14 protein-coding genes and 1 pseudogene are annotated in these 14,779 nt (G+C 72.5%); 11 read left to right on the top strand and 4 right to left on the bottom strand.

Translation table 11 applies throughout. From position 1 onward, the window contains the following. Positions 1 to 44: 44 nt before the first annotated feature. The 5 genes and pseudogenes from AB0M63_RS38575 to AB0M63_RS38555 all read left to right on the top strand — a co-directional run. Positions 45 to 1,025 carry a dehydrogenase gene (locus AB0M63_RS38575; RefSeq protein ID WP_366022621.1) on the top strand — a complete coding sequence of 327 codons (981 nt, stop codon included), beginning with the start codon at positions 45 to 47 and terminating at the stop codon, positions 1,023 to 1,025. Between the two features lie 163 nt (positions 1,026 to 1,188). Beyond that, complete coding sequence (locus tag AB0M63_RS38570) at positions 1,189 to 1,587, top strand: 6-carboxytetrahydropterin synthase (protein ID WP_355921855.1); 399 nt, start codon at positions 1,189 to 1,191, stop codon at positions 1,585 to 1,587. Then, positions 1,584 to 2,768, top strand: a complete 1,185-nt coding sequence (locus tag AB0M63_RS38565) for a glycosyltransferase family 4 protein (RefSeq protein WP_366022620.1) — start codon at positions 1,584 to 1,586, stop codon at positions 2,766 to 2,768. The genes AB0M63_RS38570 and AB0M63_RS38565 overlap by 4 nt, the downstream gene beginning before the upstream one ends. Beyond that, complete coding sequence (locus AB0M63_RS38560; protein ID WP_366022619.1) at positions 2,765 to 3,940, top strand: class I SAM-dependent methyltransferase; 1,176 nt, start codon at positions 2,765 to 2,767, stop codon at positions 3,938 to 3,940. Before AB0M63_RS38565 ends, AB0M63_RS38560 begins: the two co-directional genes overlap by 4 nt. Then, positions 3,937 to 5,013 (top strand): annotated as a pseudogene (locus AB0M63_RS38555) (lysylphosphatidylglycerol synthase transmembrane domain-containing protein); the annotation flags it as partial. The gene AB0M63_RS38560 and the pseudogene AB0M63_RS38555, both read left to right, overlap by 4 nt. 152 nt (positions 5,014 to 5,165) lie before the next feature. On the opposite strand, the gene AB0M63_RS38550 reads toward AB0M63_RS38555, so the two are convergent. Further along, positions 5,166 to 5,921: a creatininase family protein gene (locus AB0M63_RS38550; RefSeq protein WP_366022618.1), complete on the bottom strand. Its 756-nt coding sequence runs from the start codon at positions 5,919 to 5,921 to the stop codon at positions 5,166 to 5,168. Positions 5,922 to 5,959: 38 nt separating this feature from the next. Here AB0M63_RS38550 and ribA point away from each other — a divergent pair, with 38 nt between their 5' ends. Genes ribA through AB0M63_RS38525 form a run of 5 tightly spaced genes read left to right on the top strand, consistent with a single transcriptional unit; the run spans position 5,960 to position 10,979 of the window. Next, entirely contained in the window at positions 5,960 to 6,622 is a 663-nt protein-coding gene (gene ribA / locus AB0M63_RS38545; protein WP_355921863.1) for a GTP cyclohydrolase II, read from the top strand. A gap of 33 nt (positions 6,623 to 6,655) precedes the next feature. Further along, on the top strand, positions 6,656 to 7,639 hold the full coding sequence (locus AB0M63_RS38540; RefSeq protein ID WP_366022617.1) for an ornithine cyclodeaminase family protein: 984 nt from the start codon (positions 6,656 to 6,658) through the stop codon (positions 7,637 to 7,639). Next, complete coding sequence (locus AB0M63_RS38535) at positions 7,623 to 8,768, top strand: FAD-binding oxidoreductase (RefSeq protein ID WP_355921869.1); 1,146 nt, start codon at positions 7,623 to 7,625, stop codon at positions 8,766 to 8,768. Before AB0M63_RS38540 ends, AB0M63_RS38535 begins: the two co-directional genes overlap by 17 nt. Next, the gene (locus tag AB0M63_RS38530) at positions 8,765 to 9,832 is read left to right on the top strand and encodes a saccharopine dehydrogenase (RefSeq protein WP_366022616.1); all 1,068 of its coding nucleotides are present in this window, start codon (positions 8,765 to 8,767) and stop codon (positions 9,830 to 9,832) included. Before AB0M63_RS38535 ends, AB0M63_RS38530 begins: the two co-directional genes overlap by 4 nt. After that, positions 9,825 to 10,979: a saccharopine dehydrogenase family protein gene (locus AB0M63_RS38525; protein ID WP_366022615.1), complete on the top strand. Its 1,155-nt coding sequence runs from the start codon at positions 9,825 to 9,827 to the stop codon at positions 10,977 to 10,979. The genes AB0M63_RS38530 and AB0M63_RS38525 overlap by 8 nt, the downstream gene beginning before the upstream one ends. 15 nt (positions 10,980 to 10,994) lie before the next feature. Here AB0M63_RS38525 and AB0M63_RS38520 read toward each other — a convergent pair whose 3' ends face one another. From AB0M63_RS38520 to AB0M63_RS38510, 3 genes are all read right to left on the bottom strand, one after another. Further along, the gene (locus tag AB0M63_RS38520) at positions 10,995 to 12,224 is read right to left on the bottom strand and encodes a serine hydrolase domain-containing protein (protein WP_366022614.1); all 1,230 of its coding nucleotides are present in this window, start codon (positions 12,222 to 12,224) and stop codon (positions 10,995 to 10,997) included. A gap of 65 nt (positions 12,225 to 12,289) precedes the next feature. After that, on the bottom strand, positions 12,290 to 13,648 hold the full coding sequence (locus AB0M63_RS38515; RefSeq protein WP_366022613.1) for an MFS transporter: 1,359 nt from the start codon (positions 13,646 to 13,648) through the stop codon (positions 12,290 to 12,292). Further along, complete coding sequence (locus AB0M63_RS38510; protein WP_366022612.1) at positions 13,645 to 14,232, bottom strand: TetR/AcrR family transcriptional regulator; 588 nt, start codon at positions 14,230 to 14,232, stop codon at positions 13,645 to 13,647. The genes AB0M63_RS38515 and AB0M63_RS38510 overlap by 4 nt, the downstream gene beginning before the upstream one ends. A gap of 74 nt (positions 14,233 to 14,306) precedes the next feature. On the opposite strand from AB0M63_RS38510, the gene AB0M63_RS38505 reads away from it, so the two are divergent. Further along, entirely contained in the window at positions 14,307 to 14,762 is a 456-nt protein-coding gene (locus AB0M63_RS38505) for a PPOX class F420-dependent oxidoreductase (protein ID WP_355921887.1), read from the top strand. Positions 14,763 to 14,779: the final 17 nt, after the last annotated feature.

The following is a 14,779-nucleotide window of genomic DNA, read 5'->3' as shown; positions in this document are numbered from 1 at the left end:
TTACCCGTACGTGAACAGCTTCCCGATCGTTCAGGAGGATTCCGATGAAGCGCACCGCACGGGCGTTCTGGATCGGCGCTCCGGGTCACGGCGAGATCCGCGAGGTGGACCTGCCGGACCCCGCCGAGGGCGAGGTGCTGGTCCGTTCCCTGTGGTCGGGCGTGAGCCGCGGCACCGAGACGCTGGTCTTCCGCGGGGGTGTGCCCGAGAGCCAGCACGCGGCGATGCGGGCCCCTTTCCAGGAGGGCGACTTTCCGGGTCCGGTGAAGTACGGCTACCTCAATGTGGGGGTGGTGGAGGAGGGCCCGGACGCGCTGCTCGGCCGTACCGTCTTCTGCCTCTACCCGCACCAGACGCGCTACGTCGTCCCCGCGAGCGCCGTGACACCGGTGCCCGACTCCGTGCCCGCCGGGCGGGCCGTCCTCGCCGGGACCGTGGAGACCGCCGTCAACGCCCTGTGGGACGCGCGCCCGCTGATCGGCGACCGGATCGCCGTGGTCGGCGGCGGGATGGTCGGCTGCTCGGTGGCCGCGCTGCTGGCCCGCTTCCCGGGCGTACGCGTCCAGTTGGTGGACGCCGACCCGGAGCGCGCCAAGACCGCCGAGGCTCTGGGGGTCGGGTTCGCGCTGCCGGGGGACGCGCTCGGCGAGTGCGACCTCGTCGTCCACGCCAGCGCCACCGAACAGGGCCTCGCCCGCGCGCTCGAACTCCTCAGCGCCGAGGGCACGGTGCTCGAACTGAGCTGGTACGGCGACCGCAAGGTCAGCCTCCCGCTCGGCGAGGCCTTCCACTCCCGCCGTCTGGTCATCCGTAGCAGCCAGGTCGGCACCGTCTCCCCGAACCGGGCCCAGCGCAGCTACGCCGACCGGCTCGCCCTCGCCCTGGACCTGCTCGCCGACCCCGCGCTCGACGCGTTGGTCACCGGCGAGAGCGACTTCGAGGAGCTGCCCCAGCTGCTGCCGAGACTCGCCTCAGGAGAGCTTGTGGCCCTGTGCCACCGGGTCCGCTACGCCGACCTCGGCTGAGAAACGTTCAATTCCGTACCACCAGTCCCTACGACAAGAGCGTCTGACCTGAGAAAAGAGTGAGAGAGGGCTGAACAGGGGGAGGCGTGCAGCCGTACTACACGGCATCCCCCGGCAGGGATCAGCCGGGGGACCAGACGCGCCGCACCTGGAGGGTCGTCCGTTGTTCAGCATCACCGTCCGCGATCACATCATGATCGCCCACAGCTTCCACGGCGAAGTGTTCGGGCCCGCGCAGCGGTTGCACGGAGCCACGTTCCTCGTGGACGCCACCTTCCGCCGCGCAGAGCTGGACGACGACAACATCGTCGTCGACATCGGACTGGCCACCCAGGAACTGGGCGCAGTGGTCAGCGAGTTGAACTACAGAAACCTCGACAACGAGCCCGACTTCGCCGGTGTCAACACCTCGACGGAGTTCCTCGCGAAGGTCATCGCCGACCGGCTCGCCGAGCGGATCGACAAGGGCGCGCTGGGCGAGGGCGCGCGCGGACTCGCCGCTCTCCAGGTCACCCTGCACGAGTCGCACGTCGCCTGGGCGAGTTACGAGCGTGCCCTGTGAGCGACGTGACCATCGACCGCGCCCCCTCGCTGGGATTCCTGCCCGCGCAGCGCGCGGCCTCCCGGAATGCCGAGATCATCCCCATGTCCCTGCGCACCGTGCACTTCGTGATGCCCGGCGGTGTCGACGACCCGGCCGCGCCGAGCGGCGGCAACGCCTACGACCGGCGCGTCAGCCTGGACCTGCCCGGCTTCGGCTGGCAGGTCCACAAGCACGCCGTGGACGGCGAGTGGCCCCGGCCGGACGCGGCCGCCCGCGCGGAACTCGCCCGGACGCTGCGCGAGTTGCCTGACGGCGCCGCCGTGCTCCTCGACGGGATCGTGGCCTGCGGAGTCCCCGAGATCGTCGTCCCCGAGGCCGACCGGCTCGGCCTCGCCGTCCTCGTCCACCTCCCGCTCGGCGACGAGACCGGCCTGGAAGCCGCCGTCGCCGCCGAGCTGGACGCCAAGGAACGCACCGTCCTGCGCGCGGTGTCCGCCGTCATCGGCACCAGCGACTGGGCGGTCCGCCGCCTCGTCTCCCACCACGGCCTGGCCCCCGAGCGTGTCCATGTCGCCACCCCCGGCGCCGACATCGCCCCGCTCGCCTCCGGCACCGACGGCGTCTCCCACCTCCTGTGCGTCGCCGCGGTCACCCCGCGCAAGGGCCAGCACCGGCTGATCGAGGCCCTCGCCGCGGCGGCCGACCTGCCCTGGACCTGCGTCTGCGTCGGCGGCCTCGGCCACGACCCGGAATACGTCGACCACCTGCGCGGCCTCATCCAGCGCCACGGTCTTCAGGACCGGCTGCACCTCGCGGGCCCGCAGGCCGGCGCCGAACTCGACGCGAGCTACGCCTCCGCCGACCTCATGGTCCTCATGTCGTACGCCGAGACCTACGGCATGGCCGTCACGGAGGCCCTCGCGCGCGGCATCCCCGTGCTGGCCACCGACGTCGGCGGCCTCCCCGAGGCGGTCGGCCGCGCCCCCGACGGCGGTGTGCCCGGCATCCTCGTCCCGCCGGAGGACCCCGCCGCCCTCGCCGCCGAACTGCGCGGCTGGTTCGGCGAGGCCGACGTACGCCGGCGTCTGAAGGCGGCGGCCCGGGGCCGGCGCGCGGCCCTCGACGGCTGGGCCACCACGGCCCGCAGCCTCGCCGGCGTACTCACCCGGCTTCCCAGCGAATCCCGGAGGGCGGCATGAGGAAGACGACGACCACCGAGGCCGTGGGCCGGCGCATTCCGGCACAGCCGGGACCCAGGGGCGTACCCCTGGGCATGCTGGTCCCGCCGACGCAGCCCGCGCCGATGAACGCGACGGCCGAACAGACGGGACCGGAGGACGTGATGGCGAACCCAGCGCCGGTGGACGGGGCGGTCGCGGCGGCCGCGGCGGCGAAGGCTCCGGCCTCGGCAGGGTCCGCTCTGCCGACGGTCGGCGGGCCGACAGTGTCGGCCGTGTCCGGTGCCGTGATCCCCGGTGCCGGTCCCGCGAGCCGTCCCGGTGAGCGGGCCACCGTACGGCTGCGGGATGTGGGGCCCGACGATCCGCCGCGGTACGCGCCCGAGTGGCTGGAGTTGAGGGAGGGGGCCGACGCCGGTGCGCGAGCGCCCGAGCTGCTCGACCCGCTGCGGATCCGGCTGGCCAATCTGCCGGGGCGGTCCGGGGTCGTCATCCACGACCTGGGCTGCGGCACCGGCTCGATGGGGCGGTGGCTCGCCCCCCGCCTCGACGGCGCCCAGCACTGGATCCTGCACGACCGCGACCCCTACCTCCTGCACTTCGCCGCCGTGGCCTCCCCGCGCGCCGCCGCCGACGGCAGCCGCGTCACGGTCGAGACCCGGCGCGGCGACGTGGCCCGGCTGACCCCGGACGCGCTGGTCGGCGCCTCGCTGGTGACGGCATCCGCCCTGCTCGACGTCCTCACCCGCGAGGAGGTCGACGCCCTCGTCGCCGCCTGTGTCGGTGCCGGCTGCCCCGCGCTGCTCACCCTGTCCGTCGCCGGGCGGGTCGAACTCACCCCGGCCGACCCGATGGACGCCGAGATCGCCGACGCCTTCAACGCCCACCAGCGGCGCGACGGACTCCTCGGCCCGGACGCCGTCACCGTCACCTGCGAGGCCTTCGCCGCGCACGGCGCGACGGTCCGCGTCCACCCCAGCACCTGGCGGCTCGGCCCGGACCATCTCGCGCTGACCGCCGAGTGGCTGCGCGGCTGGGTCGGCGCGGCCGTCGAAGAGCGGCCCGAACTGAAGGAGCGCGCCGACCGTTATCTCGCGCGGCGCCTCGCGGCCTGCGCGGCAGGGGAGTTGACCGTGCTGGTCCACCACAGCGATCTGCTGGCGCTGGCCCGGCCCACAGGGGGGACGTCATGAGCGTCGAGACGATGCGGACGGTCGCACCGCGAACGGGCACCAGGACCCGCCGGGCGCGCATCGACCGGACCGCGCCGGTCGCACTCGAACTGCGCGCCCAGGCCCCCGTGGAGGAGGTGCGCCGACGCCCCGCGCACACCCCGCCGCTGCACAGCGCGGCCGTCTCCGGCGACCGCATCGGGGTGATCGTCACCGCCCCGCGCCCCGCCGCCGACCCCGCCTCCCGCGCCCGCCGCGTCCTGCGCGCGATCCTGAACCGGGTGAACTCCCGCGCGGTACGCACCCACTTCGGCACGGTCGCCGGCATCACCATCCTCGGCGTCCTCCTCTGGCGCCTGGGCACCGGCGTCTTCCTGGACGGCCTGCGCCGCATCGACGTACCGACCCTGCTGATCGGACTCGGCATCGGCCTGGTCACCACGGTGTTCAGCGCTTGGCGCTGGGCGCTGGTGGCACGCGGGCTGCGCATCAAGCTGCCGCTCGGCCCCGCCGTCGCCGACTACTACCGCGCCCTGTTCCTGAACGCGGCCCTGCCCGGCGGCATCCTCGGCGACGTGCACCGCGCGGTCCGCCACGGACAGAGCGCCGGCGACATGGGCCGCGCCGTACGGGCCGTCGTCCTGGAACGCGTCGCGGGCCAGCTCGCGCTGGCCCTCGTAGGAGTGACGGTCCTGCTGGGCCTGGACTCCCCGGTGATGTCCGAGGCCCGCAGCATCGCCCCGCTGGTCCTGCTCGCCGCCGTCGGAGCGCTCGCGGTCGTGGCCGCCGTACGGATGAACCGCTCGCCCGCCGCCGCCCGCCGGGGCCGCGCCCTGCGCACCACCCTCGACGAGGTCCGCGCCGGACTGTTCTCCCGCGCCAACTGGCCCGGCGTCGCCCTCTCCTCGCTGGTCATCCTGGCCGGCCACCTCGCGATGTTCGTGGTCGCCGCCCATGCCGCCGGATCGGCCGCCTCCGTCGCCCAGTTGCTGCCGATCGCGGTCCTCGCGCTGGTCGCCATGGGCCTGCCGCTGAACGTCGGCGGCTGGGGGCCCCGCGAGGGCGTCACCGCCTGGGCGTTCGGCGCCGCCGGCCTCGGCGCGAGCAGCGGACTGTCCGTCGCCGTCATCTACGGCGTCCTCAGCTTCGCCGCCGCCGCACCGGGCCTGCTGGTCCTGGTCGCCCGCTGGTACGCGGGACTGCGCACCGCCGGGCCCGGCGCCGACGTACCGGACCCGGCAGCCGCTCATTCGTCGGCGGTCAGCATCGAGAAATACGCGCCGAAGGAATCGGCGAGGCTCGCCAGCAAGGTCTTCCCCTTTTCCGCGGAACCCAGGGAAGGCCGCCCGATGACGCCCGACTCGGTATAGCCGGACATTCCGAGCGTTAGGAGATGGCGACGGTCGTCGGCGACGAAATCGGAGGTCTCATAACCGGGACGGATCAATTCGGGATGAGCGTGCAGAAGAATGGAGGTCTCGATTTCCCCCGCATGCATATCGGTGAGCGGCGAGGTCAGCACCCCGGCCCGCTCCAGCGCCGTCTCCCAGTCCTCGGCGGCAGGGAACAGCGCCATCCGCTCACCGCGCGCGGAGGACTCCTGAACGACGTTGCCCAGTACGTAGTTTCCGCCGTGACCGTTGACCACCACCAGGGTCTCGACCCCCGACCGGCGGAGCGAGTCCGCGATGTCCCGCACCACCGCATGAAGGGTCACGGAAGAGATGCTGACGGTCCCCGGCCAGGCCGCGTGCTCGTGCGAACAGGACATGGTCACCGGAGGGAGGAGATGCACCGGGTACGCCGCGGCGATCTCCCGGGCGACGGCACAGGCGACGAGTGTGTCGGTCGCCAGCGGAAGAAACGGGCCGTGCTGCTCGAAACTGCCGACCGGAAGGACAGCGACCTGCGTTGAGACACCTGCCCCCCTGACCCGTACGTCCTGTGTGGTGTCCGCCGGCACCAGTCCGTATGCCGCCGTCCGTGAGCCCGAACCATTCATTGTTTCACGGCCTTTCGTCTCTGCTTAGGAACCAGATCATGACAGAAAACATTGGCGTACTCGGCAAGAAGAAGTCTCCACAGCCCACGGGCGTGGAGCGCGTCGTGAATGCTCCCTTGCCCACCGTGTACGGCAAGTTCCAGGCGATCGGCTACCTGGACCACGACCGCGGTGACGAGCAAGTGGCCCTGGTCCACGGCGACATCGGCACGGACGACGTACTCACCCGGCTGCACTCGGAGTGCCTGACGGGCGACGCCTTCGGCTCCCAGCACTGCGAGTGCGGCGATCAGTTGGACGCCGCGATGCGGGCCGTGGTCGCCGAAGGCCGGGGCATAGTCGTCTACTTGAGAGGGCACGAGGGCCGCGGCATCGGCCTGCTCGCCAAGCTGCGTGCGATGGCATTGCAGGCGGAGGGCCTGGACACCGTCGAGGCGAATCTCGCCCTCGGCCTGCCGGTCGACGCCCGCGACTACGGCGTCGCCGCCGAGATCCTGCACGACCTGGGGGTGGCAAGCGTCCGCCTGCTCTCCAACAACCCGCGCAAACGCGAGTCGTTGCTGGAACACGGCATCAAAGTCTCCGAAGAGGTACCGCTGTTGATCGAGCCCTGCGAGAACAACATCACCTACCTGCGCACCAAGCGTGAGCGTCTCGACCACCACCTGCCCCATCTGGACGCGGTGGCGCACTGGTCCTGATTCCGGCGAGCGCGGTCCGGATAGGAAGAGGGAATGACCGACGACGTCCTCTTCCTCTCCGGCGACCGGGTCACCCGCCTGCTCGGTGCTGACGCGGCCATCGCCTCGCAGCGCGCGGCCTTCACCGCGCTCGGTGACGGCGAAGCCGATCTGCCCGGCAAGATCATGCACCCGAGCCGCTTCGACGACAGCGTTGTCTTCGCCTATGTCTCCCGGCTGTCGGCGGACACCGGGGCGGTGGCGAAGTTCGGCAGCGTCAACCCCGCCAACGCCCGCGCCGGACTGCCCACCGTGCACGCGGTGATCAGCGCACTGGACCCGGTCACGGGTGAGCTGGTGGCGGTCATGGACGGCACGGCGGTGACCACCCTGCGCACGGCCGCGGGCAGCGCCGTCGCCGTCGATGCCTTGTCCGCCCCCGACGCCGCGCACCTCGCCGTCCTGGGCTCCGGCACCCAGGCCCTCGCCCATGTCCGCGCGATCGCCCGGGTCCGGGACCTGAAGTCCGTACGCCTGTGGAGCCCGAACCCCGAGCGCCGCACCCGCGCCGCCGCGACCCTGGCCGCCGAACTGCCCTTCCCCGTCGAGCCGGTGGACACCGCGCGGGCGGCCGTCACCGGCGCGTCCCTGGTCGCGACCTGCACCCTCAGCACCACACCCGTGGTGCACGGAGACTGGCTGGCGCCCGGCTGCACCGTCGTCAGCGTGGGCTCCTTCGAACCGACCCGCAGCGAGGTCGACCCCGAGGTACTCCGGCGATCCGCGGCCGTCGTGGTCGACGACCCGGAGACCGCCGCCGGACACGCCGGACCGATCATCGACGCCCTGCGCGAGGGACTGCTCACCGCCGACGACCTGATCCCGCTCGGCGCCGTACTCACCGGACGCCGCCGCGCCCGCACCCGACCGGACGACATCGTCCACTACAACAGCGTCGGACTCGGCATCCAGGACGCGGCCGCGGCCTGGGCCGTCGTCGACGCGGCAAGAAGGAGCGCCCGTGAAGCGTCAGGCTGAGGTCGTCGTCATCGGCGGCGGGGTCATCGGGACCAGCATCGCCTACCACCTGGCCCGCGCCGGCGTGAGAGACGTGGTCCTGGTCGAACGGGACGAACTCGGTGCCGGGTCCACCTCGAAGGCGGCCGGCGGAGTGCGCGCCCAGTTCTCCGACGGGCTCAACGTGCAATTGGGCGCGCGCAGCCTGGAGGCCTTCGAACGCTTCGAGGAGGACACCGGGTACGACATCGGCTTACATCGCGTCGGCTATCTGTTCCTGCTGTCGACGCCCGAGGAGGTCGCCTCCTTCGAAAAGGGCGTCCGGCTGCAGAACTCCCTCGGTGTGCCCAGCCGCATGATCGACCCGGCCGAGGCCCGCCGCCTCTCCCCGCTCATCAGCACCGAGGGGCTCCTCGCCGCCGCCTACTCGCCCGACGACGGCCACTGCACCCCCGAAGCCGTCGTCCACGGCTACGCCTCCGCCGCCCGCGCCCACGGCGCGACGATCCTGCGCCACACCGACGTCACCGGCATCGAGACCTACGGCGACCAGATCACCGGCGTGCTGACGACCCTGGGCCGCATCGACACCGGCACGGTGATCTGCGCGGCCGGCGCCTGGTCCAGGGGCATCGGCGCGATGGCCGGCGTGGATCTGCCCGTACAGCCGCTGCGCCGCCAGATCGCGGTCACCGAACCCGTGCCGGGGCTGCCGCCCACCCTCCCCATGACGATCGACTTCACCACCAGCCTCTACTTCCACACCGAGGGCCCCGGCCTCCTCGTCGGCATGTCCGACCCCGACGAGCGTCCCGGCTTCGCCACCGACACCCACGACCGCTGGATCCCGCGCCTCGCCGAGGCCATGCGCCGACGCGCCCCCGGCCTCCTGGACCTGCGCCGCACCGGCGGCTGGGCGGGGCTGTACGAGAACACCCCGGACCACAACGCCCTGATCGGCGAGGCGACTTCGGTCTCCCGCTTCCTCTACGCCACCGGCTTCTCCGGCCACGGTTTCCTCCAGGGACCGGCCGTCGGCGAGGTGCTCCGCGACCTGTACCTCGGCCACGTACCCTTCGTGGACGTCAGCCCCCTGAGCGCCGGCCGGTTCGCGGCCGACGCCCCGCGCCCGGAGGACAACCTGGTATGACCGAGCTGCATCTGTGGCTGCGCCACGAGGCCCGCACGACCGAACGCCGCACCCCGGTCGTCCCCTCCGACGCCCGCCGGCTCGTCGAGAGCGGGGTGGCCCTGACGGTCGAGGAGTCGCCGCAGCGGATCTTCCCGATCGAGGAGTACGAGGCGGTCGGCGCCAAAGTGGCGCCCGCGGGTTCCTGGGTGTCGGCGCCGGACGACGCGGTGATCCTCGGCCTGAAGGAACTCCCGGACGAACCCGTCGAGTTGAGGCACCGCCACATCTTCTTCGGGCACGCCTACAAGGGCCAGCCGGGAGCGGCGGACCTGCTGCGGCGCTTCGGCGCCGGGGGCGGTGCACTGCTCGACCTCGAATACCTGGTGGACGACGACGGACGCCGCCTCGCCGCGTTCGGCTTCTGGGCCGGCTACCTGGGCGCGGCCCTGGCCGTGCTCCAGCACCGGGGCCGACTGCGCGCACCGCTCACCCCCACCTCGAAGGAGGAGCTGGACGAGACGCTCCAACCCACCGCCGGGGACGCGGAGTTCAGCGCACTGGTGATCGGTGCGCTGGGCCGCAGCGGCCGGGGAGCACGGGCCGCCTTCGCCACGGCCGGCATCGACCCGACCTGTTGGGATCTGGCCGAGACCCAAGCCCTGGACCGCCCCGCCCTGTTGGCCCACGACGCACTGGTCAACTGTGTCCTGGCGACCACCCCCGTACCGCCCTTCCTCCGCGAGGAGGACCTCGACGACACCACCCGCCGCCTGCGCACCGTCTCCGACGTCACCTGCGACGTGGGCTCACCCCTCAACGTGCTGCCGGTCTACGACCGTACGACCGAATGGGCTGCCCCCGTACGGCAGTTGCGCGAGCGGCCCCCGCTCGACCTCATCGCGATCGACAACCTGCCGTCGCTGCTGCCGAGGGAGTCCAGCACCGACTTCTCGGCCGCGCTACTGCCCCAACTCCTGGCCTTCGGGACCGGCGGTGCGTGGGGGCGCTGCCTCGACCTGTTCCGTACGACGTCCCGTGCGCTCGGAATCGCCGTCGCGGAAGGGGAGTCGGACCATGTCTGACGTGGTGCGCGCGAGCGGAACCGTCCACTGGATCGGCGCCGGGCTGTCCACCGGCAGCGGGCTCGCCCTGCTCTGTGACGCCGCCCCGAGGGTGCGGCTCTGGCACCGTACCGAGGACCGCGCGGCGCGGGCCCTCGACCACCTGGGCCTGACCGGACGCGCCGAACCGCGCGCGTTCGACCTCGCCGCGCTCACCGCGGAACTGGCGCCCGGAGACATCGTCGTCTCCATGCTGCCCGCGCCCGAACACGCCGCGCTGCTGGCCGTCTGTGTGCGGAGGCGGGCGCACTTCGCCTGCTCCAGCTATGTCTCGGACGCCGTCCTGGAACAGGTACCGGCGGCTACCGAGGCGGGCATCGTCGTCCTCACGGAGGCCGGACTCGACCCCGGCATCGACCACCTCTTCGCGCACAGCCTCGTCGCCCGCGCCCGGGAAGCGATCGGTGCGGACACGGCGGCCACCTACAGCCTCACCTCGTACTGCGGCGGGGTCCCCGCGGTGCCCAACGACTTCCGGTACCGCTTCAGTTGGGCCCCGGCCGGAGTGCTGGGCGCGCTGCGCTCGCCGGCCCGGTATCTGGAGGACGGGGCGGAGACGGTCGCCGACCGGCCGTGGGAGGTGACACGGCCGCATGTCGTCGACGGCGAGACCTTCGAGGTCTATCCCAACCGGGACAGCGTGCCGTTCATCGAGCAGTACGGGCTGCCGGCGGCCTGGACACCCCGCACGTTCGTGCGCGGCACGCTGCGGCTGGAGGGCTGGCTGCGGGCCTGGGACGCCGTGTTCGAGGAACTGAAGGCGGGCGACGACACCCGGATCGCCGCGCTGGCACGGGAGTTGGCCGCCACCTACCCGACCACGGACGCCGACCACGACCGGGTCGTCCTCGCCGTGTCCCTGGACGTCCGGGCCGACACGGGTGCGACCTGGTCCGGCGGCTACCTCCTCGACCTGGTCGGCGACGAGGAGGAGAGCGCGATGGCCCGCTGTGTCTCCCGCCCCCTGTCCCTCGCCGTCCGCCACATCCTCTCCGACGACCTGCCGTCCGATCTGAACCGGGCGGCGGAGACGGCGGAGCGGTCGAGGGAGTGGCTGAGCGAACTGGCGGGGGAGGGGCTGGAGTTCACGCTGAGGGTGGACCGGTAGACCGCCCTTCGCGGATCAGCCCACGATCGCCTCGTGCACCAGCTGCTTCAGCTCGGGGACGATCTTCAGGGAGGACTTGGGCCGTAGCTGGGTCATGAACTGCACGGTGAGATCGCGGCCCGGGTCCACCCAGAACGTGGTCGTCGCCGCCCCGCTCCAGCCGAACGCGCCCAGCCCCGTGGGGGATTGGGTGCGCTCGGGGTCGATGACGACGGAGACGCTGAGGCCGAAGCCGATGCCGTCGTTGCCGGGTTCCTGGTGCGCGGGGCTGCCGAAGGCGCGCATGTCGGCGCCGCCGGGGAGGTGGTTGCTGGTCATCAGGTCGACGGTCTCGGGGGCGAGCAGCCGGGTGCCGTCGAGTTCGCCCCGGCGCCGCAGGAACTCCGCGAACCGGTGCACGTCGTACGGGCTCGCCGCCATCCCGCCGCTGCCCGACAGGAACCGCGGCCGGCCGCCCCGCAGCGGCAGTCCGGCGATCGGCTCGATCCCGCCGCCGTCGGCGTCGCCGTACAACTCGGAGAGCCGGTCGGCCTTCTCGTCCGGGACCTGGAAGCCGGCGTCGCGCATGCCGAGCGGCCGGAAGATCCGCTCGGCGAAGAACTCGTCGAGCCGCTGCCCGGACACCACCTCGATGACCCGGCCCAGCACATTGGACGCGACGGAGTAGTTCCACTGCGTGCCCGGCTCGAACTGGAGCGGGAGAGAGGCGTACACGTCGACCGTCTCGGCCAGGTTCGCGCCGGGCGGCACGGAGGACTCCAGGTGCGCCTCCCGGTAGAGGGCGTCGACCGGGTGCGAGTGGTAGAAGGCGAAGGTCAGGCCCGAGGTGTGGGTCATCAGGTGCCGGATCAGCATCGGCTGCTCCACCGGCCGGGTCTTCACGTCGGCACCCGAACCGCTGTCGTAGACCCGCATGTCGGCGAAGGCCGGGAGATGGTCGCCGACCGGGTCGTCCAGGGAGAGCCTGCCCTCCTCGACCAGGAGCAGCGCGGCGACCGCGGTGACCGGCTTGGTCATGGAGTAGATCCGGTACAACGTGTCCGGCGTGACGGGCAGTTGGGCCGCGACATCGCGGTGCCCGTGGGCGGTGAGGTGGGCGACACGGCCGCCGCGGGCCACGGACACCAGGAAGCCCGGCAGGCGCTCCACGTCGACGTAGTGGGCGAAGTGCTGGTCCAGGCGGTCCAACGCCTTGTGGTCCAGTCCGACCTCGTCCGGGTCGACCTCTTGTCGCAGCTGTGCCATGGCTCTCCTCCGAAGTACGTTCACGAGGTGGGGTCCCGCATACCCGGCCCCGGACACCTCGGAACTCATCGTCGCTCAGGAACACCTGCGCGGTCTCCTGTAACGGGGGGATGTGTGAGCGACGCGACTGTCCGGCCCGGCAGCGCGCGACCCGCGAGAGCGCCGGTCAGAGCCGTCGCGGCGAGCACACCGAGCGCCCACTCCCGGCCGCTCGCGGCCATGAGAGCGCTCCCTGCGGCGACGCCGAGCGCCGGGCCGACGTTCGCCACGGTCTGCTTGAGCCCGCCCGCCACCCCGGCCGACTCCACGGCGGCCGCCCGCACCACCACCTGGGTCGCCGCCACCATCACCGTCCCGAACCCGGCCCCCAGCAGGGCGAATCCGGCGCACACCGCGACCGTCCCCGAGGCCCGCGCCAGCACGAGCACCCCGACGGTCAGGACCACCGTCGCCGCTACGGCCGTACGGCGGGCCCCCGCCCTGCGCAGCAGGATCGCGCAGCCGGGTGCGGCGAGGACCATCGCCGCCGCCAACGGCAGTCCCCGCAGGGCGCTTTGGAAGGGGCTGAGCCCCAACGCCCCTTGGAGGACGTAGGTGACGACGAACAGCGTCCCGGAGAACGCGGCCGAGGCCGCGAGGAGCATGCCGAGCGCACCGCGGACCGCCGCCGACCCGACGACGTCCGGCGGCAGCAGCGGATGCGCGGTACGGCGCTCGTGCCGGACGAAGGCGGCACCGGCGAGCACGCAGACCGCGAGTCCGCCGGCCGAGCCGGGCAGATCCACCAGCGCCTGGACGAGCGCGGCCAGGGACAGCGCGAGCAGCAGGGCCCCGGGCAGATCCAGCCGCACGCCGTTCGACTCCCGTGACTCCGGCCCGCGCACAGTGAGGGCGAGCACCCCGAACACCAGCGAGGGCACGACATGGAGGAAGAACACGGCCCGCCAGCCCACCGCACCCACCAACGCCCCGCCCACCAGCGGCCCGGCGGCCGCCGCGAGACCGATCACGCTCGTCCGTACGGCGATCGGCATGCCCAGCCGGTCCGGCGGGAACGCGGCACGCAGCATGCCGAGCGTGGCCGGCTGGAGCAGCGCGCCGAACACCCCTTGTACGGCCCGGAGTCCGATCATCCACCCGACGTTCGGGGCAAGTCCGATCCCGGCCGAGGCGGCCCCGAAGCCGAGCATGCCGAGCCCGAACACCCGCTGATGTCCGTACCGGTCGCCGATCCGCCCCGCCGACACCAACAGGGCCGCCACGGCGACCAGATACGCGGTGCCGGTCCACTGGACCTGGGCGAGCGAGGCCCCCAACTCCCGCTGCACCGTTGGCTGTACGACGGTGAGTACGGTCCCGTCCAGCGCGACGATCGCGGCCCCCGCCGCACTGCTCGCCAGGATCAGCCGCCGACGCGCGGTCACAGGGCGGCCTCCGGACCGAGGTGCGCGTCGAGAGCGGACCGCAGCAGGGGTACGAAGTCGTCGGCGCCGGTGGCCAGTTGGAGACTGCCCCAGCTCCAGAGCTGGGCGATGCCGTGCAGGTTCGCCCACAGCGCGCCCGCGACCGGGTGGGCGTCCGCACCGGGACGGACCCGGCCGACGAGATCCACCAGGACCCCGAACAACGGCAGGCTGGTGTCCCGCAGCCCCAAGTGCCCGCTCTCCAGCAGGTCATGACGGAACATCAGCTCATACATCCCGGGATTGCCGAGCGCGAACTCCAGATAGACCCGCCCCAGCGCCGCGACCTGCTCCCGAGGGCTCGCCGTACCGTCCCCGACCACCCCCGCCGCCCGCTCGCCCAGCTCGGCGAAACCGCGCCGCGCGATGGCGGACAGCAGCTCCAGGTGGGTGGGGAAGTAGCGGCGCGGCGCCCCGTGCGAGACACCGGCCCGCCGGGCGATCTCCCGCAGCGTGAGGGCCTGCGCCCCTTCCCCCGCCACCAGCTCCACACCGACGTCGACAAGCCGGTCCCGCAGTCCGGCCGCTGTTTCCGAATCACTCATAGACACTGTCTACCAGGCCGCCGCAGACAGTGTCTACCGGGAATGGTGAATGCGCCGCACCCGTTGTCGCTGATATGACCCAGAACACGACACAGGACGACGCACCACTCCTCCGGCTGCTGTCCGACGGTCACGGCGGGGTGCTGGTCACCCTCAAGAGCGACGGCCGGCCTCAGTTGTCGAACGTCGGCCACGTCTACTACCCCGACGAGCGCGTCATCCGCGTCTCGATCACCGACGACCGCGCCAAGACCCGCAACCTCCGCCGCGACCCCCGCGCCTCGTACCACGTGACCAGCCCCGACTTCCGCGCGTACACGGTCGCCGAGGGCACGGCCGACCTCACACCGGTCGCCGCGGACCCGCACGACGACACGGTGGAGGAGCTCGTCCGGCTCTACCGCGACATCAGCGGCGAGCATCCGGACTGGGACGAGTACCGGGCGGCGATGGTGCGGGATCGGCGGTTGGTGCTGCGGCTGCGGGTGGAGCGCGCTTACGGGATTCCGGCGGGGGAGAACCGGGGCTGAGCGGTCGTCACTTTCCT

It is taken from the genome of Streptomyces sp. NPDC051576 (assembly GCF_040681835.1).
Classification (GTDB): Bacteria; Actinomycetota; Actinomycetes; order Streptomycetales; family Streptomycetaceae; genus Streptomyces.
This window is presented reverse-complemented; position numbering and strand designations above follow the sequence as displayed.

Excerpts from the sequence above, each read along its gene's own strand:
- AB0M63_RS38560 (WP_366022619.1), top strand. The coding sequence starts at position 2,765 with ATGAGGAAGACGACGACCACCGAGGCCGTGGGCCGGCGCATTCCGGCA.
- AB0M63_RS38505 (WP_355921887.1), top strand. The coding sequence starts at position 14,307 with ATGACCCAGAACACGACACAGGACGACGCACCACTCCTCCGGCTGCTG.
- ribA (WP_355921863.1), top strand. The coding sequence starts at position 5,960 with ATGACAGAAAACATTGGCGTACTCGGCAAGAAGAAGTCTCCACAGCCC.
- AB0M63_RS38575 (WP_366022621.1), top strand. The coding sequence starts at position 45 with ATGAAGCGCACCGCACGGGCGTTCTGGATCGGCGCTCCGGGTCACGGC.
- AB0M63_RS38525 (WP_366022615.1), top strand. The coding sequence starts at position 9,825 with ATGTCTGACGTGGTGCGCGCGAGCGGAACCGTCCACTGGATCGGCGCC.
- AB0M63_RS38540 (WP_366022617.1), top strand. The coding sequence starts at position 6,656 with ATGACCGACGACGTCCTCTTCCTCTCCGGCGACCGGGTCACCCGCCTG.
- AB0M63_RS38520 (WP_366022614.1), bottom strand. The coding sequence starts at position 12,224 with ATGGCACAGCTGCGACAAGAGGTCGACCCGGACGAGGTCGGACTGGAC.
- AB0M63_RS38530 (WP_366022616.1), top strand. The coding sequence starts at position 8,765 with ATGACCGAGCTGCATCTGTGGCTGCGCCACGAGGCCCGCACGACCGAA.
- AB0M63_RS38510 (WP_366022612.1), bottom strand. The coding sequence starts at position 14,232 with ATGAGTGATTCGGAAACAGCGGCCGGACTGCGGGACCGGCTTGTCGAC.
- AB0M63_RS38550 (WP_366022618.1), bottom strand. The coding sequence starts at position 5,921 with ATGAATGGTTCGGGCTCACGGACGGCGGCATACGGACTGGTGCCGGCG.